The following is a 19,327-nucleotide window of genomic DNA, read 5'->3' on the forward strand; positions in this document are numbered from 1 at the left end:
TCCAAGAGGATATCTTATGCCATCGTTCGACATCGTATCGGAAGTCAACCTGCACGAAGTGAGCAATGCGGTCGATCAGGCTAACCGCGAAGTCGGAACCCGTTTCGATTTCAAGGGTACCAACGCCCATTACGATCTCGCGGAAGCCGTCGTAACCCTGCACGCGCAGACCGAATTCCAGCTTCAGCAAATGATGGACATCCTGCATACCAAGTTGGCCAAGCGCGGGGTCGACATCGCCAGTCTCAAAACCGATCTGCCTCAGGTTTCCGGCAGGGAGGCGCGTCAGACCGTAACCGTGCGCCAAGGGATCGATTCCACGCTCGCCAAGACCATCGTCAAACTGATCAAGGACAGCAAGCTGAAAGTACAAGCCGCGATTCAGGGCGAACAGGTCCGGGTGACGGGCAAGAAGAGAGACGATCTGCAAGATGTCATCGCATTGCTGCGCGAGGCCAAGCTGGAATTGCCATTGCAGTACGTCAATTTCCGGGATTGAGCGGTTTCGGCGTGGCACGGGGACCGCTCCCGCAGTATTCAGCGCTTGTATGCCAGGTGCGGTTGTGCCCAATTCTGATATGTGTGCGAGTGAATCTGCGGTTGTTACCGACCAGCAAGGCCGCCTGCCGACGCGTTTCGTCGGCAGGCGGCTTTCGGCAATCCTTTTGGGATCAGTTTCGTTCCGTTGCGAACGCGGGCTCTTCATCCTGCAGCGATAGCTGACTCGATCGCTGCAACAAGCCGCTGACGACTTGCCATGCGATCGACAACGCGCCAACGATGAAGACGACATCGCCAAACGTGCGCACCCAGCGCAGCGTCTCGAGGACGGGTTGCTGCAGAAAGGCTTCGCTGCGCGCATACCACAGGCCCTGGCTGACGCTGGCATGGAATTGGAACAGTCCGATAGGTAAGAGACTGGTGGCGATCATCAGCACCAGCCCTGCATTGAGCCACCAGAAGCCTGTCTTCATCAGCCGCTCGCTGAACACCAATTCCGGACGCACATAGCGCAGCACTAGCAGGGTGAAGCCCAGCGCGAGGAAGCCGTACACGCCGAACAGTGCGGCATGGGCGTGCACCGGCGTGGTGTTGAGCCCTTGTACATAGTAGAGCGAAATCGGCGGGTTGATCATGAAGCCGAATACGCCCGCGCCCAGCATGTTCCAGAAGGCGACGGCGATGAAACACATCAGCGGCCATTTCAGGTTCGTCATCCACGTCGCGCGATCCTTGAGACGCCAGTTCTCCCAGGCCTCGTAACCGAGCACCACCAGCGGAACCACTTCGAGCGCGCTGAAACTCGCGCCCACGGCCATGATCGGCGTGGTCGTGCCGGAGAAATAGAGGTGATGAAACGTGCCGGGCACGCCGCCGAGCATGAACAGCGAGGCCGAGGCCAGGCTGGCGGTCGTCGCCATGCGCACGGAAACGAGGCCCAGCGTGGAGAAGACGAAGGCCAGCGCCGTGGTGGCGAACACTTCGAAGAAACCTTCGACCCAAAGATGCACTACCCACCAGCGCCAGTACTCCATCACCGACAGGTGCGTCCGCTCGCCGTAGAAAAACCCGGCGCTGTAAAAGAGGCCGATGGCCACGACCGAGGCGGTGAACAGGGCCAGCAGGTTTTTGTCGCCCGCCCGTTTGAATGCCGGCACGATGCCGCGCAGCATCAGCACCAGCCAGAAGGCGACGCCGACAAACTTGCCGATCTGCCACAGCCGGCCGAGATCCACGTACTCGAACCCTTGATGGCCGAGCCAGAAGTTGAGCTCTTTCGGCATGATTTGCGCGATCGCCAGGTAGTTGCCGATGAAAGAACCGAGCACTACAACCACCAGCGCCCAGAACAGGATGTCCACGCCTATCTTCTGATAGGCCGGGTCCTTTCCGCCGTTGATGAGCGGCGCGAGAAACAGGCCGGCGGCCAAGAAGCCCGTGGCGATCCAGAACAAGGCGCTCTGGATATGCCAGGTGCGCGCCAATGAATAAGGCAGCCATCTCGAAATATCGAGTCCGTAGAACTCTTGCCCTTCCACCGTGTAATGCGCGGTAAGACCGCCCAAGAGGACCTGGAAGGAGAACAGCGCGACCACCAGGAACAGATATTTCCCCAAGGCCCGTTGCGAGGGCGTGAGCGCGATCAGGGACAGGGGATCGCGCGCCGGGGCTTTCGGGTCGCTTCCATCGTGCTTCCGCAGGAACGCCCAGCCCCAGATCAGGAAGCCGACGCCGGCCATCATGAAGGCAACGCTGGCGATCGACCACACGATGTTCTCGCCGGTGGGCCGGTTGCCGATCAGCGGTTCGTGCGGCCAGTTGTTGGTATAGGTGGCGCTGGAACCGGGGCGCTCGGTCGCGGCGGCCCAGGCGGTCCAGAAGAAAAAGGCCGAGAGGTCGCCACGCCGTTCGGCGCTCGGCAGCGTGGCCTCTTTCATGGCGTAGCTTTCGCGGGTGCTCCGTAGCTCGGGCGCATCGCCGAACAGCCGGTCGTAATAAGCGGCAGTTCGTGCGATCGCTTCGGCTCGCTGCACCGAGACCGTCGCGGTGCCGGTCGCTTCATCGAAGGTATTGTGCCGATATTCATGCTTCAGGCGCGCCGTCAGTATCGCCTGGCGTTCCCCGTCGAGAGCGTCGAAGCTCATGCCGTATTCTGCTCGTGCGGCCAGTTCCAGCCAATTCGACAGCTCCCGGTGCAGCCAGTCGGCGGTCCAGTCCGGCGCCTGATAAGCGCCATGCCCCCAGATCGAGCCCAGCTGCATACCGCCTACGGACTGCCAGGCGGTCTGTCCGTCGAGAATGCGCTCCTGTGTGTAAAGCGTTCGACCTTCATCCGTGATGATGCGCTGAGGAACCGGTGGCGCGCTGCGATAGATCTCGGCGCCGTAATATCCGAGCAAGGTGAAGGTCACGGCCAGTACGCCGATCAGCGTAAACCAGAGTTTGCGGTAATTACCCATGAGAGGCCTCCGTTTTTTGTATGGGGGTCGCGGTTTGGAAGAGGACCTTGTCCTCCAGATAGACGTGCTCCATCAGGTCCACGCATAGCGCCGCCAGCCCCAGATACAGCGCACGCCAAGTGTTGCAGGCGGCGGGAGGGAGAGTGAGGCCGCCGGTGAGTTCGTTGAGGCGCTCGAGCGCTTCGCCGTGATGGCGATCTTCCATGCGCATGACCAGAATCAGCGTGCGCGCGGAGGTTCCTTCGCCCCGAGCCATGAGCGGGAACAGCACCTGCTCCTCCGCTTGCATGTGATTTTCAAGTTCCTGCCGCAGGCTATCGAGGGAGTCCGCCAGCCCGCGCGGGCTGGCGGGATGTTCGCCGTGTACCTGTTCGACCTTGCGCGCCAGGCGGATCAGTTCCGGCAGTTGCTGGCGGTGCCGTTGGTGAAAGCGTTCCAGAATATGCGCGATGAGTTCCGACGGGGGCGCATCCTCCCATGTGCCGGCCCTCGAAGTCCGCTGGCTCGCGATCCTCTCGAGCTCGTCATCGATCTCCTGTGCCCGCCGCCCTTTGGCCCGGGCCGCTTCGCGGAGACTCTGTCCGTCGGGGCGACGGAATTTCGGTGCGTATTGTTGAAAGATCTGCGTAGCTCCGGCGAGACTGCCCGGAGGTTGGTCGAGTGTGTTCATGATCGGCTCCACTAAGAATCTCGATATTCCCTTAGCAAGCTGCAGGCCACATGAAGTTTGCAATAGACTCATATACTTAGATAAGAAACGGTAATTTTTACCGCGATGTGATATGGTTCTTTTTACCATATACGGTAGAAACAACCATGATTGAGGGTATGCTGATCGCCGACCTGGCGGCCGACTTGCCGCAGGCCGTGCGCTTGCAAAGACTGGTAACCGCCTTGCGGGCTCAGTTTCGCTGCGGGGCGGTGGCGTTATTGCGTTTGGAGGAGGCTCATTTGCGTCCGGTCGCCGTCGACGGCCTGGTGCGCGATGCCTTGGGCAGGCGTTTTGCGATGAGCGAGCATCCACGCCTTGCCGCCATTCTTTCGCGCCGCGATCTCACATGCTTCGATCACGACAGCACGCTGCCCGACCCTTACGACGGGCTGATCGAGACGCATGTCGGCGAGCCACTGCCGGTGCATGACTGCATGGGCATCAGTCTGTTCGTGGAAGATCAGCCGTGGGGCGCGGTCACGCTGGATGCCTTGCAGGTCGGGGTGTTCGACGACATGGCGCGGGATTGCCTGCGCCAATATAAGGCATTGATCGAAGCCTCCATACGGGTGACCCGGTTGGAAGCCGAAATCCGTAAGTTGCGGCTTGCTCAGGAAAAGGGATCGCTCGCCGCATCGCCGTTGGAGGACGACGGCGAGATCGTCGGTCAGAGCCAGGCCATCACGCAATTGCTGCGGGAACTCGATGTGGTGGCCGACTCCGAACTCCCGGTGCTGTTGTTGGGCGAGACCGGCGTGGGCAAGGAATTGTTCGCGCGTAGGCTGCACCGCCTGTCGCGCCGCCGTGCCGGACCTCTGGTTCACGTCAACTGTGCGGCCTTGCCCGAATCGCTGGCCGAGAGCGAGCTGTTCGGCCATGCCAAGGGTGCGTTCTCGGGGGCGGCGGTCGAGCGGCCGGGCCGCTTCGAGGCCGCCGAGAACGGCACGCTGTTTCTCGACGAGGTCGGCGAATTGCCGGTCGCGGTTCAGGCCAAACTCTTGCGTACCCTGCAGAACGGCGAGGTTCAGCGCCTCGGCGAGGATCAGCCTCGGCACGTGAACGTCCGGGTGATCGCCGCGACCAATCGCAAGCTGCGCGACCAAGTGCGTGACGGGGCTTTCAGAGCGGACCTTTATCACCGTCTCTCGGTCTACCCGGTGCACATACCGCCCCTGCGCGAGCGCGACAACGATGTGCTGTTATTGGCCGGCCGCTTTCTGGAACTCAATCGCGCACGACTGGGTTTGCGCAGCTTGCGGCTGGCGCCGGAAGCGGAAACTGCGCTCAGGCAATATCGCTGGCCGGGCAATGTGCGCGAACTGGAGCACGCGATCAGCCGCGCCGCCTTGAAGATCATGAGTCGCGGCGTCGATCGAAACGATATCGTCACCCTGCCCGTCGATTTGCTCGATCTCGACCTCGATCAATTCGAAACCGGTCCCGATGTGCGGGTCGCGCTCCCGGTCGCCGAACCGGTGGCGGGTTCGACGCTGCGTGCCGCGGTCGAGGAAAGCCAGCTTCGCTGCATACGGGATGCTCTTCGCCTGTGCGGCGGCAATTGGGCCAAGGCCGCACGCCGCTTGGATGTGGATCCGAGCAATCTGCACAAGCTCGCGCGACGTCTTGGTCTGAAAGCGGACGGCGCAGCACGCCGCTAAAAGAAAAATGTGTAGGTCGCGACCAGGATGACGCACGCGACTACCCAGCGTCTCGGGTGAACTGTAGTCGTCCACTCTCGAGCCGCGGCGGATCGTCTCCGCCACTGTTCCGCCGCGGCCGCGATAACCCGGGCCAGCATTGCCCAGAGCTTTCTGACGATGAAAGGCGATACGCCCAGAAATACCGCTAGGCCCAGCCAGGCGGTGACCATTTGCGCAGCGCGGGTGGAGAGTCCGAAATGCGCTTCCAGCAGGTGTTCGGCCGCAAACTCCACGACCTCCACCAAAAGATGAATGCCTTCCAACAGGAACGAAAAAACGGTATCGCCCTGAAACGCGATTACCAGTAGAACCAGGGTAATCAGACTTCTATTCATAATCTCCTTCTCCATGTTTGCCTCGGATGGGTTGAAAGACGCTTTTGAATGGGGTTGACGATGCGCATTTCCGGGACTTCGTTGCGCGTCGAGATGGTCTGACGGTCGATACGTTCATTCGGGATAGCATCGGAGGGCTACGCGCTCGACTTACGTCACTCGACTGCTGCCCGATCCATCGAGCGCAGCAGTCTCGCGGAGGATTGGCGGTCCGCATGCAGCTTGCCGTTCCGATCGAGCACGGCTCGGCTAAGCCGTTCCGGACCGAGTCGCTCGGTAGCCAAGGACTCGGCAGCGGTACAGGTCGCCTCTAACGAATCACTATTCGGAACCAGATTGCCCGCGATGATTTCCTGCGCTCTGGATTCCGCCTCGACCAACTCATTGGCAAAGATGTCGGTTGCATATTCCGGGGTGACGACCCCCGCCAGCGACGTCTTTATCGGCCGGCCGGGTTCGTCGATATGGATGGATGTCACCGTGGACAGGCCGGGACGGATGGGCCGCTTCAGGATCTCGTCCTTGCGCAGGGCGATACGCACCGGCACCCGCTGGACGATGTGGATGAAATTCCCGGTCGCATTGTCCGGCGGCAACAGCGCGAACACGCTGCCGGTGCCGGGCACCAGGCCTTCGACCGTGCCGTGATAGACACGGCGCCGTCCGTAGAGATCGACGATCACCTCGGCGGACTGGCCCGGCCGCACCTTGCGCAGTTCGGTTTCCCGGAGGTTCGCCTCGACCCACAGATGTTCCAGCGGCACCAGCATGAGCAGCGGTTCTCCGGGATGAACCCGATCGCCGACCTGCGCCTTACGTTTCGCCACGTAACCCGAAACCGGCGCATGGATACATTGCCGAACGAAATCCAGGTAGGCGTCGATGAAACGGTGCTTTGCGGCTTCAATCTCGGGGTGTTCCGTGCGACTGGTCCCGCCCACCTGTGCTTCGATAGCTTGGAGTTCGGCGCCGACTTCCCGGAGTTCGGCATTGAGGGCGGTCATCTGGTCCTCGGCATTTTGCAGGACCTTTTCGGAAACCGAACCGTTCGGATACGCCTGGCGGAAGCGCGCCACGTCGTGGCGCACCCGTGCGAGCTGGGCCGAGCGTGCGTCCTGTTTTTGGCAGAGCTGCCGGCGCGTCGCGAATAGCGCGCCGATGCCGCGCACGGTCCGCCCCAGGTCGCCCTCGCTCTGCCCCAGGGCGGCATGGGCGCGGTGTTCGTCGAGCCGGACCAAGAGGTCGCCCTTGTTCACGAACTGAGTTTCTTCGGCCAGGACTTGGGTGACGATGCCGGTCGCATCCGCTTCGACCGGGATCAGATTGCCGGCGACGAAGGCATTGTCGGTCTCGACCCGGAAACAGCCGCGCACCCACCAGTAGATAGCCGTGGCCGGCGCGCTCGCGAGCACGGCCAGTGCCACCAGCAAAAGACGGCGGTTGCGCCGGGCGCGGATCGCCTTCGGATGAATCTTCATACGTGAACAGTCGAATGTGTGGGCGGAGTCATTTTGTTGCTCAATAGGGCAGCGTCGGCGTTTGGTTCTCGTTTCTGCCGCGCGCGCTCAGTCGGCAATCGATTGGGGACGCGCGATGTCGGCGTTATTCGTATATCCCCCGCCCAGGGCTTCGATCAGATCGGTCATGGCCACGAGCTGGTTGGTCTCCAGGCTCTTCAGCACATATTCCTGATTCAGAACCGCGTGCCGGCTCCGGAGTACCGTGCGGCGGTCGTCCAGCCCGGCCTGCAGGCGCGTCTGCGCGAGATCGAGATCTTCCCGCTGTGAAACCAGGAGACGCCGGTGCGCCTCCAATATGTTGCGGGTCTCGCGCCAGCTGCTCAGGCTGTCTGCGACTTCTTGTATCGCCTGCACCAGGGTGTCGTTGTAGAGCTCGACCGCGCCGTCGTGCTCTGCCCGCTGCGCCGACAGTTCTCCGCGCAGCCGTCCGCCCTCGAACCAGGGCAGCCTGAGCCCCGGTGCGATCCCGTAAGCGAAACTGGAACCCGAGAACAGAACATTGGCCAGGGAACTCGCCCCTTTGGTGGTGAGCCTCAGGGCATTCACGCCGACGAAAGCGGTGAGATCGACTGTGGGCAGAAAGCGCGCCTTGGCTTCTTTGACCCTGTGCGCCGCCGCCTCGGTCCGATGGAGGGCGGCAGCCAGGTCCGGCCGGTGTGCGAGCAGGCCTATGGGAAGCTGGGCGGGCAGCGGAATTCTTTCCGGGATGGTCACCGGGTTGGCGAACAGATGACGGGTCTCGTCGGGGCCGGTACCCATCAGCCGGGCCAGTAGATTCCGCTGCACGTCCAATTGATCCTCGGTACCGGCTTCGCGTTTTTGGGCCGTTTCGAGGGCGATGTTCGCCCGCTTCACCGAGCGGGCAGACGTGATGCCGCTTTCGAAGCGGGTATCGGCGAGCTCGATCAGCTCGTGACGCAGCTCCACCATTTCCCGGGCGAGATCGAGTTGCCGCCTGAGCGCCGCTCCGCGGAAGCAGGCTCGGGCGATGGCGGTCGTCAACTGCAGACGGACTTCCGCCTGTTCGGCCGCGGTTGCTTCCGCCTCGCCCAGGGCCGCTTCCAATGCCGCCCGATTCTTGCCCCAGAAATCGAATTCGTAGCGGAGACTCACGGGGTTGATGCTGGCGAAGATAATATTCGCACCTGCCGCCTCTTCGCGATTGAGCGCGGCGAATACGCCGTTCTCCGAAATCCGTTCGTTGGCGAACGCCACGTCCGCGTCCAGGAACGGCAAAAGTCTCGCGCCTTCCACCCGGGCCATGGCCTGCGTCTGGCGCAGCCTCGCCGCCGCTGCCTTGAGGCCGGGATTGTCCTTGAGCGCCACCGCCATGAGACGATTCAGTTCGGGACTATCGAACTGCCGCCACCATCGATCTTCGGGCCACGCTCTCCTCGGCGTCAGCGGTTCCGTCTCGCGGGCCTCGGACAATCCGTGCGCCATGTCGGGGACGGGCATGAACTCCGCCTGTTTTCCGCCGGGCGGAATCCAGGCACAGCCTGCGGTCAGGAGCATGCATCCGACGGCGAGCCCGGCCCAAAGGCTTCGACCTCTAGCAAACGCGGGCGTGGACAAGTTGAAGCGCCGGCTATGCAGGCGCCCTGAGAAAATCACGAGCATCCACTGTCCTCACAGTAAACTTTTATCGGCGCCGCGGTTTGCCGAAATTGCTCGCGGCACCGGGTTTGTTCATTGGTCACCTGAAGCTGGCGTTTGCGCGGGGTCGTTCGACACGCATTCGGAAAGGTCGGCGATGACCGATTGGACGAGACCGGCCGTGAGCGCCTGACGGATTCACACGGGTTGCTGCCGATGGTGAAGCATTCCGGATGACGGGGGCTTGTCGGGAACGCCAGCCATTAGGCTGCAGGCGGCGAACCCTAGGCACCGTTTCGGCCGGTCCTGTCGGCTAGACAGTGGCAGGATCAGTGCCAATTTGTAACTAACTGAACTAAATGAGAAACTTTCAAACGCAATCCTGAGCAAAATCGTCAGATACAGTCATTTTGACTACATGCACTCGTCAGTCATCAGATAAGCTACTGAACTACAAACAAATCGTACGAGAAAGACTGACTGACTCACCGTTGTCATTTCGCCACACAAAATGATTTGATTAAGAACAATGTCATTTTTACTCGATACGTTTGGCGATTCGCAGAACGCTCTGCTCGACACTGTCCTGGATTTGACCGCGTGCCTGCCGTCGAGAGAGAGATATACCCGGCTCCTCGCCGCGTTGAGCCGGGTGGTTGGGAACGATGCCTGTGCCTTGTTGCGCTGTCGGGGCGATGTCCTGGTGCCTACCGCCTCCCAAGGACTTAACGCCGAAGTCATGGGCCGGCAGTTCCGGCCCGAAGACCAGCCACGCCTGGCCGCTGCTCTCGCCTCCCGGAAGCCGGTCCGCTTTCCGGCCGACGATTCGCGGCCGGACCCTTACGACGGGCTGCTGCTCAATGATTCCGGAGGGCGATTGCAGGTCCACTCCTGCGTTGGGTGCGCCCTGTATTCCGAAGATGACTTATTCGGTGTATTAACGGTCGACTCCCTGGCGCCCGGCGCCTTCGACGGGATCGAGGACCGGGTATTCGAGATTTTCGCCTCGATCGCCGCCGTGGCGATGCGCTACGAAACCTTCATCAGCGCGCTGGAGGCCTTGGCGAATCATCGCGGGCTGGTCAGCCGGGAACTGGTGCGGGAAGCCTTGCTGCGCGGCGGTCGAATGCTGGGCGAAAGTCCTCTCATGCGGGACCTGAACCGAGAGATCGATATCGTCGCGCGGTCGGATCTGGCGGTTCTTCTGACCGGCGAAACCGGTGTCGGCAAGGAGGTGGTGGCCCGCACTCTCCACGCGCGTTCGCGGCGCGCCGACCAGCCTCTGGTTCATGTCAATTGTGCGGCGCTTCCGGAGACTCTGGCGGAAAGCGAACTGTTCGGACACGTGCGCGGTGCTTTCAGCGGCGCGAACGCCGACCGGTCCGGCAAATTCGAACTCGCGGACGGCGGTACCTTGTTCCTGGATGAAATCGGTGAACTGCCGCTCTCGATTCAGGCGAAGCTGCTACGGGTATTGCAGTTCGGCGAGATTCAGCGCCTGGGGTCGGACAAGAATCATCGGGCCGATGTCCGCATCATCGCGGCAACCAATCGTCATTTGGCGGAGGAAGTGAAAGCCGGCCGATTCCGAGCCGATCTTTACCATCGGCTGAGCATCTATCCCTTGCATGTACCTCCGCTCCGGGAGCGGATCGAGGACATACCGTTGCTGGCGGGGCATTTTCTGGATCAGGCACGGGTGCGCCTGGGCCTTGATCGGGTGCAGTTGGCGTCTTCGGCCGTCGAGGCCCTGACACGCTATAGCTGGCCGGGAAACATACGGGAGCTCGAGCATGTGATCCTCCGGGCAGCGTTGCGCGCTTCCAGCCGCGGGAGTTCGGTGATGCTCCAGGTCGAAGATCTCGCGATTGGGGGCATGTCGGCGCCAAAGCGAGTGCCAGAGGTCGAGTCGGCCAGCGGCACGTCGCGGTCTCTGGCGGAAGCGGTGGCGGATCTTCAACGGCAGGAGATACGCGCGGCTTTGGACCGTTCCTCTCAAAACTGGTCGGAAGCTGCGCGGCGCCTGGGACTCGACCGCAGCAATCTGCACCGCCTGGCGAGGCGACTGGGAATCAAGTAGGACGGTCAGGATTCATATGGCTTTTCTATTCCTTCCTAAGCGGTCAACTGCCGTTTCTAGGACGATGTGTTCGCGCGACCGAAGGTACGCGAACGCATCAGCCCAGATCGCCCCAAATCGCTTGTATCGCCGAAAGCGCGGCGAGCACGGCGGTTTCCGTCCGGAGGATACGTGGCCCCAGTCTGACCGGGATGAAGCCCGCTTCCCGGGCCAGCACCCGCTCCTTCTCGGCGAAGCCGCCTTCGGGCCCCGAAAGGAGGCTTACGAAGCCTTCCGGCCGCGGCAGGTCCTTCAGGCCGACCGCGGCTTGCGGGTCGAAAAACAGCCGCAAGCCTTCGCGTCCGACAACCCAATCCCTCAGCTCGATCGGTTCCTCGATTTCGGGCACCCGATTCCGGCCGCATTGCTCGCAGGCGCTGCGCGCCACTTTCCGCCAGTGCTGGCGCCGGCTTCCGCGCCGCGTATCGTCGAGGCGAACCACGCAATGCTCGGTAAACAAGGGCGTAATTCGGCTGACGCCGAGCTCCACCGCTTTCTGGATGGCGAGATCCATGCGTTCGCCGCGGGAGATGCCGAGGCCGAGGTGAGTGGTGAGCGGAGATTCGACTTCTCGGTTTCGCCCGTCGCCGATTTCCACGCGAACCTCGTCGCGCACGATAGTCGCGACGCGAGCCGAATATTCGCGCCCGTCACCGTTGAACACGGTCAGGTCGGTGCCTTTCTTGAGCCGAAGCACCGTGCGGAGATAATGGGCGCTCTCCTCGTCCAGTTGGAGGACCGAGCCCTCTTCAAGCGCTTGCGGCAGATAAAGCCTGGAAATCCGCATAGTTAATCTCTCGTTGCGATATCGATGGCCTCGCCCGCGACATCCGCCATGAAGCGGATTTCGTCGGGAGCAATGACGTATGGCGGCATGAAATAAATAACGTTGCCCAGAGGACGCAACAACACGCCCCTCGTCAGCCCGTGACGATACACGCGAAGCCCGCGCCGTTCCTGCCAGGGGTAAGGTTCGCGATCGGCCTTGTTCCTGACCAGTTCGATGGCCAGAATCATCCCGGTCTGGCGGACTTCGGCGACGTGCGGATGATCTTCGAACGCCGCCGCCGATTCGGCCATGACATCGGCCAACAGCCGGTTCGCTGCCAATGTGTTCTCCTTCTCGAATAAATCCAGCGTCGCCAGTGCCGCCCGGCAAGCGAGAGCGTTTCCGGTATAGCTGTGCGAATGCAGGAATGCCTTGAGCCTGGCATATTCATCGTAAAAGGCGGCGTAGACCGCCTCGGTGGTCAGCACGCAGGACAGCGGCAGGTACCCGCCCGTCAGCCCTTTAGACAGACACATGAAATCCGGCCGGATATCCGCCTGCTCGCAGGCGAACAAGGTGCCGGTACGTCCGAAGCCCACCGCGATTTCGTCGGCGATCAGATGCACGCCGTGGCGGTCGCAGGCCTCCCGCAAGAGCTTCAGATAAACGGGGTCGTACATGCGCATGCCGCCCGCGCATTGGACCAGGGGCTCGACGATGACCGCGCAGGCCTCCGTCGCGTGAGCCGCGAGTGTCCGTTCCATCTCGGCGAATTTCCGTCGGGAATAATCCGCCCAGGTTTCGCCCGACTCCCGGTAATGACAGTCGGGACTCTCGACGGTGATGGGTTTCAACAAGAGCGGCTCGTAAATTTTCTTGTAAAGCGCCACGTCGCCGACGGCCAAGGCGCCCAAGGTTTCGCCGTGATAGCTGTTGCTCAAGGCGATGAAGCGGGTCTTCTCCGGTTTTCCGGCGTTTCGCCAGAAGTGGAAGCTCATTTTGAGCGCCACTTCGACGGCGGACGAGCCGTTGTCGGCATAGAAACAGCGGGATAGTCCTTTCGGCGAAAGGCCGATCAGCCGTTCGGCCAGCCGCACCGCCGGTTCGTGCGTGAATCCGGCCAAGATTACGTGTTCCAGCGTTTCGAGCTGATCCTTGAGCGCGGCCTTGATGTAAGGGTGGCCGTGGCCGAACAGATTCACCCACCAGGAACTGATAGCGTCGAGATAACGATTGCCCTCGAAATCCTCCAGCCATACGCCCTGCCCGCGCTTGATCGGAATCGGCGGCAGGGCTTCGTGGTCCTTCATCTGGGTGCAGGGGTGCCAGAGCACGGCGAGGTCGCGGCTGGACCAGTTGTGGTTGTTCATGGTCGAATACAGGAATCAAGTGAAAATGGCGTTGATCGCATAGGAGAGATAGTCGTGAGCCGGCCTCATACTCTGATGACTCCGAATCCTTACGAACGCTTGCTCGCGCTGCCGGAAAACCTGGTGGGCGAAGTGCTCGACGGCGAGCTGTATACCCAGCCCCGCCCCGCCGGGCGTCACGCCGCGGCGGAGTCCGGTCTGCAGAGCAAAATCGGTGGGCCTTTCCGTTACGGCGACGGCGGCCCCGGCGGCTGGTGGATCCTGGTGGAACCGGAAGTCCACTTCGTTCGTGATACCGAAGTCGCCGTGCCCGATCTCGCCGGCTGGCGGCGCGAACGGATGCCGGCGTTGCCCGAAGACCACCGTTTCGAAGTGGTACCGGACTGGGTGTGCGAAATTCTTTCGCCCTCGACCGAGCAGAAGGACCGCACCCGAAAGCTGCCATTGTACGCCCGTTACGGGGTTTCCCATGCCTGGCTGGTCGACCCTCTGGTACATACACTGGAAGCCTTCGCGCTGCGGGAAGAAGGCTGGCTGCTCATCGCGACGCTCAAGGACGACGATCCGGTCAAGGTTCCGCCCTTCGACGCTATCACCTTCTCGCTGGCGGATCTGTGGGCGTGAGGCTCAGTCCGCCGCAATCCCCAGATTCCTCCAAATTCCCAACACCGCCTCGGCACGATTCAGCGTGTAGAAATGCAGCCCGGGCGCGCCCTGTTCCAGCAAGCGACGGCATAAATCGGTCACCACTTCCAGCCCGAAGGCGCGTATCGATTTGCGGTCGTCGCCGAATACCTCCAGCCTCTTACGTATCCAGCGCGGGATGTCGGCTCCGCAGGCGTCGGAAAACCGGGCTAATTGCGTGTAGTTGGATATGGGCATGATGCCGGGCACGATGGGAATGTCGATGCCCATCTTTTCGCAGTCGTCGACGAAACGGAAATAGGCTTCGGGATTGTAAAAATACTGCGTAATCACGCTGTCGGCGCCGGCCTCGACCTTGCGCTTGAAGTTGCGCAAATCGGCTTCCATGTTGGCGGCCTGCGGATGCATTTCCGGATAGGCGGCCACTTCGATGTGGAAGTGATCGCCGGTTTCCCGCCGGATGAATTCCACCAGCTCGTTGGCGTAACGAAATTCTCCCGGTGACAGCATGCCCGAGGGCATGTCCCCGCGCAAAGCGACGATATGCCTTATGCCCTGATTTTTATAGGCATCGAGAACTTCCCGCACGCTGGCCTTGGTGGACGCGATGCAGGAAATATGGGGCGCCGCTTCGATACCGGTGTTTCGCTGAATTTCGATCACGGTCTCGAAGGTTTTCTCCCGCGTCGTCCCGCCCGCACCGAACGTCACCGAACAGAATTTCGGTTTCAGCGCAGCCAGTTTTGCGAGGTTCGTGCGGAAGGTGTCTTCCGCCTCGTGATTCTTCGGCGGGAAGAATTCCAGGCTGAAGATTTTGGGATATTTTTTTTGCGTTTCCATCAGAGTCGTCGTATCTCAGATAGAAGAAATCCTGCACGAGGCAGGATTTCTTCGTGGGGTCCGAACATCGAACGTAGGTTAGCCAATACTAGCCTACTCGTAGCCTCGCGGAATCAATACCGGTAATGATCCGGCTTGTACGGCCCGTCCACCGGCACGCCGATGTACGCCGCCTGCTCCGGAGTCAGCTGAGTGAGCTGCGCGCCGATCTTCTTGAGATGCAGACGCGCCACGTGTTCGTCCAGATGCTTGGGCAGTACATAGACCTTGTTCTGGTACTTGTCGCCGTGGCAGAACAACTCGATCTGGGCCAAGGTCTGGTTGGTGAACGAGTTCGACATGACGAAACTCGGGTGGCCCGTAGCGCAACCGAGGTTCACCAGGCGCCCTTCGGCCAGCAGGATGATGCGCTTGCCGTCCGGGAAGATGACATGGTCGACCTGTGGCTTGATGTTTTCCCAGGTGTACTTCCTGAGGCTCGCGACTTCGATTTCCGAGTCGAAGTGGCCGATATTGCAGACGATGGCGTTGTTTTTCATCTTCGCCATGTGGTCATGGGTGATGACGCCGACATTACCGGTGGCGGTGACGAAGATGTCGCCCTTGCCGCAGGCCTCGTCCATGGTGACCACGCGGTAGCCTTCCATCGCCGCCTGCAAGGCGCAGATCGGATCGATTTCGGTGACCCACACGGTGGCGCCGAGTCCGCGGAATGCTTGCGCGCAGCCCTTGCCCACGTCGCCGTAACCGAGCACGACGCAAATCTTGCCGGCGATCATCACGTCGGTGGCGCGCTTGATGCCGTCCACCAGCGATTCGCGGCAGCCGTACAGATTGTCGAACTTGGACTTGGTGACCGAATCGTTAACGTTGATCGCCGGGAACGGCAGGCGGCCTTCCTGTTCCATGAGGTACAGGCGGTGCACGCCGGTGGTGGTTTCCTCGGTGACGCCCTTGATATTGGCCTGCACTTTCGAGTACCAGCCCGGCTGGGACGCCAGGCGCTTCTTGATGGCGGCGAACAGCACCTCTTCCTCTTCGCAGGTGGGCTTGTCCAGGAGCGAAGGGTCTTTTTCGGCGCGTGAACCGAGCGTGATCAGCAGCGTCGCGTCGCCGCCGTCGTCGAGAATCATGTTCGGCGTGCCGCCGTCATGCCATTCGAAGATGCGGTGAGTGAAATCCCAGTACTCTTCCAGGGATTCGCCCTTGTAGGCGAACACCGGGATGCCGGCGGCCGCGATGCCCGCGGCGGCGTGGTCCTGTGTGGAGAAAATATTGCAGGACGCCCAGCGCACTTCCGCGCCCAGGGCCACCAAGGTCTCGATCAATACGGCGGTCTGAATGGTCATGTGCAGACTGCCGGCGACGCGGGCACCCTTGAGCGGTTGCTGTGCGCGATATTCCTCGCGCACCGCCATCAGGCCCGGCATTTCGGTTTCGGCGATGGCGATTTCCTTGCGGCCCCAGTCGGCCAGGGAAATGTCGGCGACGCGGTAGTCGTTGGATGGATTAGGATTTGGGACAGCGTTCATGTTTCATGCTCCTTTCGTTGCAATTCACTTTCCGCCGCAAGCACTCGTCTCGAGACACCACGGCCGGAAGGTGGGTGAATCGAGCGCCGTTGTACTTGAAAACACCTCACCGAGCCTGGCGGGGCGAAGAACCCCCGTCGCAACGCTCCTCGATGAAGCGCATTGGTTAACGCGAAGTCACGCGCAAAAGTAAATTTGTTTAACGCTCCTGTCTTCCGTGGCGCAATTCGGGGCGAGGGTCCACCCGGAAAATAGACTCCGACCGTTCGCCTTCCGGACCGCAAAAGCGTACGCTCCCGGTTTCGAGAACGATCCAGACTTCCTTCGCGCCCTGCTCGAAGTACAAGCCCACTTTGAAGCGTGTTTCCTCCTCGGAATGCGATGGAGAGCGGATTTCCACACAAATTTCAGGCGCCGAAGGGTAAGGCGTTTCGTAACCGTGGCGATGCAGGAACTCCGGCGAGCACCAGGCTGCATCCGCTACCTTTACCCCTTCCGGAGTATCGATAGAACACTCGGAAATAGCCTCGTTGCCTAGGCTGCGTTCCAGCAGGGAAGCGATCCGAACCTGCAAGCGACCGCGCCGGTTGCCGGCGGGACTCATAAGAATGTTGCCATAGCGGTCCAGTTCGATCTTGTACGGCAGGTTCCGCAAGCTCTTGTCGGCGATAACGTCGGCCCATTTCATAATCCGCCCTCTCGACCCGAGATCGGGTCAAAGTCAATTACAGCGGAGGCAAGCCGGCCGCCTCGCGCAGCGCTTCGGCCTTGTCGGTCCTCTCCCAGGTGAAGGTATCTTCCGTGCGTCCAAAGTGTCCGTAAGCGGCCGTGGGACGATAAATCGGCTGCAGAAGATCCAGCATGCGGATCAGCCCTTTCGGCCGCAGATCGAAATACTCGCGCACCAGCTGCACCAGGCGCTCCTCGGCGATGACGCCCGTGCCGAAGGTATTGACGCTGATGGACGTCGGCTCGGCCACCCCGATGGCATAGGACACCTGAATTTCGCAGCGTTCGGCCAAACCGGCCGCCACGATGTTTTTGGCCACGTAGCGGCCCATGTACGCCGCCGAGCGGTCCACCTTGGAAGGGTCCTTGCCGCTGAATGCGCCGCCGCCGTGCCGCGCCATGCCGCCGTAGGAATCGACGATGATCTTGCGGCCGGTCAATCCGCAGTCGCCGACCGGACCGCCGATGACGAACTTGCCGGTGGGATTGATGAGATACTTGGTGTCCTTGTGCAGCCACTCCTTTGGGAGTACGTGCAGGATGATCTCGTCCATCACCGCCTCGCGCAGGATTTTCGGATCGATCTCCGGCGAGTGCTGGGTGGACAGAACGACTGCGTCGATACCGACCGGCTTGTTGTCTTCGTAGCGGAAAGTCACCTGACTCTTGGCGTCGGGGCGCAGCCAGGGTAGAAACTTCTTTTTTCTTACTTCCGACTGGCGCTGGACCAGCCGGTGGGCGTAAGTGATGGGGGCCGGCATCAACACATCGGTCTCGTTGGACGCGTATCCGAACATCAGGCCCTGGTCGCCCGCGCCCTGTTCGTGGTCGTCGGATTCGTCGACGCCCATGGCGATGTCGGGCGATTGTTTGCCGATGGCCGCGAGGACCGCGCAGCTTTCCCAGTCGAATCCGATCGAGGGATCGTCGTAGCCGATCTCCCGTACGACCTGGCGCACCAGCGTTTCGGTATCCACCCAGGCTGATGTGGTTACTTCGCCCGCCAAAATCACCATTCCGGTCTTGACCAAGGTTTCCACCGCTACTCGGGCCTTGGGATCTTGTTTCAGCATTTCATCCAGAACCGCATCGGAGACTTGATCGGCGATCTTGTCCGGATGGCCTTCGGAAACGGATTCGGAAGTAAAGATAAAGTTGTTGCTCACAGGATGACCTTCCTTAAAAACAGTGATTACGAGCGGGCCCTAAAGGCCCGTCATTATAGGGTAATGGGTTAGTCCGACCAAGCATTTGCGGCGAAAGTCAATGGGCTTTCGATGCCGACTCAAACGACCCGGAAAAGGGCATTTATTCCCAGCAGTAGAAAGCTGAACGGAACCGACGCCAATAGCAGGAACAAGGAGACGACGAGGCCGGCGCGGAGGCCGATCGATCGTCGGCTCCTCTCGAAACGGACACCGAAGCCGTAAACGGCGCCGAGCATCTGTGTCGCCACCACGATCACGAAAATCAGGATATAGCGTTCTTCCAAACGAAACGCGTGCGCCAGTATGTCATTCGACACCGTCAGCATCAACGGCGCATAACACATGGCCGCGGGTACGGCCAGGCCGTACGCATGCAGCGGCGTCAGCCGGACCCCTGCCACTCGCCGCACGGCAAGCCGCAGTGCCGCCATCCATAAGAGAGCGATCGCGAGATAAATCAGGATCAGCTTCGAAAAATCGTCCACCGAGTGCGCGGACGGACGGTTCAAGAGATCAACGGTGAGATACAGCAAGGGGTGGGCTTTGAAAAGCAAGGGGTTCACGGTTCAGGCCGTAAGATTTCATACCGTTTAGGAAATAACTAATTTGATGGCTGATTTTGCCCGGTCTGGCGCATCATATCCGGCGCCGCTTCCGTGCCAATCGGCGCATTAGGAAACATTGCTATAATCCCGCAGTTTTACCTCAGCTAAAGGAGCACCCGATCCCATGTCGTTAATGAAAGTCAGTTCCGGCAAGAGCGTTCCGAATGATATCAACGTGATCATCGAAATACCGGCCTACAGTGACCCGGTCAAGTATGAAATCGACAAAGAAACCGGCGCGCTCTTCGTCGACCGCTTCATGGGTACGGCGATGCAGTATCCCTGCAATTACGGTTACATCCCGCATACTTTGTCCGACGACGGCGATCCCGTGGATGTGTTGGTCATCGCGTCCTGGAAGTTATTGAGCGGATCGGTGGTTCGCTGTCGGCCGATCGGGCTTTTGAAGATGACCGACGAAGCCGGCGGCGACTGTAAGATCATCGCGGTTCCCCATGACAAATTGACTCCACTCTACAACAAGGTCAACTCCTTTCGCGACATTCCCGACAGTCAGCTCGCCCAAATCGCGCACTTTTTCGAGCACTACAAAGACCTCGAACCCGGCAAATGGGTCAAGATCGACGGCTGGTACGACGGCGAGGAAGCGAAGCAGGAAATCATCGACAGCATTGAACGCTATAATTCGGCGAAGAAAAAACCGAATTTTTGATCGGTTTCCGGCCG

General features: G+C 60.8%; 17 protein-coding genes and 1 riboswitch. Of the genes, 5 read left to right on the plus strand and 12 right to left on the minus strand.

Translation table 11 applies throughout. The annotated features are described in order from the left end of the window. Positions 1-16 precede the first annotated feature (16 nt). Positions 17-499: a YajQ family cyclic di-GMP-binding protein gene (locus sS8_RS18230; RefSeq protein WP_119631007.1), complete on the plus strand. Its 483-nt coding sequence runs from the start codon at positions 17-19 to the stop codon at positions 497-499. Positions 500-671: 172 nt separating this feature from the next. Here the strand turns inward: sS8_RS18230 and sS8_RS18235 are convergent, their stop codons facing one another. Beyond that, positions 672-2,960, minus strand: coding sequence for a nitric-oxide reductase large subunit (locus sS8_RS18235; protein ID WP_119631008.1), 2,289 nt, complete (start codon positions 2,958-2,960; stop codon positions 672-674). Next, a complete protein-coding gene (locus tag sS8_RS18240) occupies positions 2,953-3,630 on the minus strand; it encodes a hemerythrin domain-containing protein (RefSeq protein ID WP_119631009.1) in 678 nt (225 codons plus the stop codon). The genes sS8_RS18235 and sS8_RS18240 overlap by 8 nt, the downstream gene beginning before the upstream one ends. Before the next feature lie 146 nt (positions 3,631-3,776). Here sS8_RS18240 and norR (sS8_RS18245) point away from each other — a divergent pair, with 146 nt between their 5' ends. Then, positions 3,777-5,330, plus strand: a complete 1,554-nt coding sequence (norR, locus tag sS8_RS18245; protein WP_119631010.1) for a nitric oxide reductase transcriptional regulator NorR — start codon at positions 3,777-3,779, stop codon at positions 5,328-5,330. Here norR (sS8_RS18245) and sS8_RS18250 read toward each other — a convergent pair. The 3 genes from sS8_RS18250 to sS8_RS18260 form a co-directional block, all read right to left on the minus strand. Beyond that, positions 5,327-5,707, minus strand: coding sequence for a hypothetical protein (locus sS8_RS18250; protein WP_145986596.1), 381 nt, complete (start codon positions 5,705-5,707; stop codon positions 5,327-5,329). The genes norR (sS8_RS18245) and sS8_RS18250 overlap by 4 nt on opposite strands. Before the next feature lie 155 nt (positions 5,708-5,862). Then, positions 5,863-7,185, minus strand: a complete 1,323-nt coding sequence (locus sS8_RS18255) for an HlyD family secretion protein (RefSeq protein WP_119631012.1) — start codon at positions 7,183-7,185, stop codon at positions 5,863-5,865. Positions 7,186-7,272: 87 nt separating this feature from the next. Next, positions 7,273-8,742, minus strand: coding sequence for an efflux transporter outer membrane subunit (locus tag sS8_RS18260; protein ID WP_119631013.1), 1,470 nt, complete (start codon positions 8,740-8,742; stop codon positions 7,273-7,275). Between the two features lie 610 nt (positions 8,743-9,352). Here sS8_RS18260 and norR (sS8_RS18265) point away from each other — a divergent pair. Then, a complete protein-coding gene (gene norR / locus sS8_RS18265) occupies positions 9,353-10,903 on the plus strand; it encodes a nitric oxide reductase transcriptional regulator NorR (RefSeq protein ID WP_119631014.1) in 1,551 nt (516 codons plus the stop codon). A gap of 97 nt (positions 10,904-11,000) precedes the next feature. On the opposite strand, the gene sS8_RS18270 is transcribed toward norR (sS8_RS18265), so the two are convergent. Continuing rightward, positions 11,001-11,729 carry a 16S rRNA (uracil(1498)-N(3))-methyltransferase gene (locus sS8_RS18270; RefSeq protein ID WP_119631015.1) on the minus strand — a complete coding sequence of 243 codons (729 nt, stop codon included), beginning with the start codon at positions 11,727-11,729 and terminating at the stop codon, positions 11,001-11,003. Positions 11,730-11,731: 2 nt separating this feature from the next. After that, positions 11,732-13,081 (minus strand): adenosylmethionine--8-amino-7-oxononanoate transaminase, encoded by a 1,350-nt coding sequence (locus tag sS8_RS18275; RefSeq protein WP_119631016.1) that lies wholly within the window; start codon positions 13,079-13,081, stop codon positions 11,732-11,734. Positions 13,082-13,156: 75 nt separating this feature from the next. Here sS8_RS18275 and sS8_RS18280 point away from each other — a divergent pair, with 75 nt between their 5' ends. Then, entirely contained in the window at positions 13,157-13,705 is a 549-nt protein-coding gene (locus sS8_RS18280) for a Uma2 family endonuclease (RefSeq protein ID WP_119631017.1), read from the plus strand. A gap of 3 nt (positions 13,706-13,708) precedes the next feature. Here the strand turns inward: sS8_RS18280 and metF are convergent, their stop codons facing one another. The 5 genes from metF to sS8_RS18305 form a co-directional block, all read right to left on the minus strand. After that, complete coding sequence (gene metF, locus sS8_RS18285; protein ID WP_119631018.1) at positions 13,709-14,566, minus strand: methylenetetrahydrofolate reductase [NAD(P)H]; 858 nt, start codon at positions 14,564-14,566, stop codon at positions 13,709-13,711. 113 nt (positions 14,567-14,679) lie between these two features. After that, positions 14,680-16,098, minus strand: coding sequence for an adenosylhomocysteinase (ahcY, locus tag sS8_RS18290; protein ID WP_119631019.1), 1,419 nt, complete (start codon positions 16,096-16,098; stop codon positions 14,680-14,682). Between the two features lie 74 nt (positions 16,099-16,172). Continuing rightward, positions 16,173-16,255: riboswitch (S-adenosyl-L-homocysteine riboswitch) on the minus strand. A 42-nt stretch (positions 16,256-16,297) separates the two neighbouring features. After that, positions 16,298-16,786 (minus strand): Uma2 family endonuclease, encoded by a 489-nt coding sequence (locus sS8_RS18295; RefSeq protein ID WP_119631020.1) that lies wholly within the window; start codon positions 16,784-16,786, stop codon positions 16,298-16,300. A gap of 37 nt (positions 16,787-16,823) precedes the next feature. Further along, on the minus strand, positions 16,824-17,993 hold the full coding sequence (gene metK, locus sS8_RS18300) for a methionine adenosyltransferase (RefSeq protein WP_119631021.1): 1,170 nt from the start codon (positions 17,991-17,993) through the stop codon (positions 16,824-16,826). A gap of 119 nt (positions 17,994-18,112) precedes the next feature. Further along, positions 18,113-18,598 (minus strand): hypothetical protein, encoded by a 486-nt coding sequence (locus sS8_RS18305; RefSeq protein WP_145986597.1) that lies wholly within the window; start codon positions 18,596-18,598, stop codon positions 18,113-18,115. A gap of 166 nt (positions 18,599-18,764) precedes the next feature. On the opposite strand from sS8_RS18305, the gene ppa reads away from it, so the two are divergent. Beyond that, a complete protein-coding gene (gene ppa / locus sS8_RS18310) occupies positions 18,765-19,313 on the plus strand; it encodes an inorganic diphosphatase (RefSeq protein WP_119631023.1) in 549 nt (182 codons plus the stop codon). The last annotated feature ends 14 nt before the right edge of the window (positions 19,314-19,327 follow it).

Origin of the sequence: Methylocaldum marinum, from assembly GCF_003584645.1 — a bacterium.
GTDB classification, from domain to species: Bacteria; Pseudomonadota; Gammaproteobacteria; order Methylococcales; family Methylococcaceae; genus Methylocaldum; species Methylocaldum marinum.

What these genes read in the sequence shown, in the direction of transcription:
- ppa (WP_119631023.1), top strand. Translation starts at nt 18,765, where the DNA reads ATGTCGTTAATGAAAGTCAGTTCCGGCAAGAGCGTTCCGAATGATATC.
- sS8_RS18260 (WP_119631013.1), bottom strand. Translation starts at nt 8,742, where the DNA reads ATGCTCCTGACCGCAGGCTGTGCCTGGATTCCGCCCGGCGGAAAACAG.
- sS8_RS18295 (WP_119631020.1), bottom strand. Translation starts at nt 16,786, where the DNA reads ATGAAATGGGCCGACGTTATCGCCGACAAGAGCTTGCGGAACCTGCCG.
- ahcY (WP_119631019.1), bottom strand. Translation starts at nt 16,098, where the DNA reads ATGAACGCTGTCCCAAATCCTAATCCATCCAACGACTACCGCGTCGCC.
- sS8_RS18275 (WP_119631016.1), bottom strand. Translation starts at nt 13,081, where the DNA reads ATGAACAACCACAACTGGTCCAGCCGCGACCTCGCCGTGCTCTGGCAC.
- sS8_RS18255 (WP_119631012.1), bottom strand. Translation starts at nt 7,185, where the DNA reads ATGAAGATTCATCCGAAGGCGATCCGCGCCCGGCGCAACCGCCGTCTT.
- sS8_RS18270 (WP_119631015.1), bottom strand. Translation starts at nt 11,729, where the DNA reads ATGCGGATTTCCAGGCTTTATCTGCCGCAAGCGCTTGAAGAGGGCTCG.
- norR (WP_119631010.1), top strand. Translation starts at nt 3,777, where the DNA reads ATGATTGAGGGTATGCTGATCGCCGACCTGGCGGCCGACTTGCCGCAG.
- norR (WP_119631014.1), top strand. Translation starts at nt 9,353, where the DNA reads ATGTCATTTTTACTCGATACGTTTGGCGATTCGCAGAACGCTCTGCTC.
- sS8_RS18230 (WP_119631007.1), top strand. Translation starts at nt 17, where the DNA reads ATGCCATCGTTCGACATCGTATCGGAAGTCAACCTGCACGAAGTGAGC.
- sS8_RS18250 (WP_145986596.1), bottom strand. Translation starts at nt 5,707, where the DNA reads ATGAATAGAAGTCTGATTACCCTGGTTCTACTGGTAATCGCGTTTCAG.
- sS8_RS18280 (WP_119631017.1), top strand. Translation starts at nt 13,157, where the DNA reads ATGACTCCGAATCCTTACGAACGCTTGCTCGCGCTGCCGGAAAACCTG.
- sS8_RS18235 (WP_119631008.1), bottom strand. Translation starts at nt 2,960, where the DNA reads ATGGGTAATTACCGCAAACTCTGGTTTACGCTGATCGGCGTACTGGCC.
- sS8_RS18240 (WP_119631009.1), bottom strand. Translation starts at nt 3,630, where the DNA reads ATGAACACACTCGACCAACCTCCGGGCAGTCTCGCCGGAGCTACGCAG.
- metF (WP_119631018.1), bottom strand. Translation starts at nt 14,566, where the DNA reads ATGGAAACGCAAAAAAAATATCCCAAAATCTTCAGCCTGGAATTCTTC.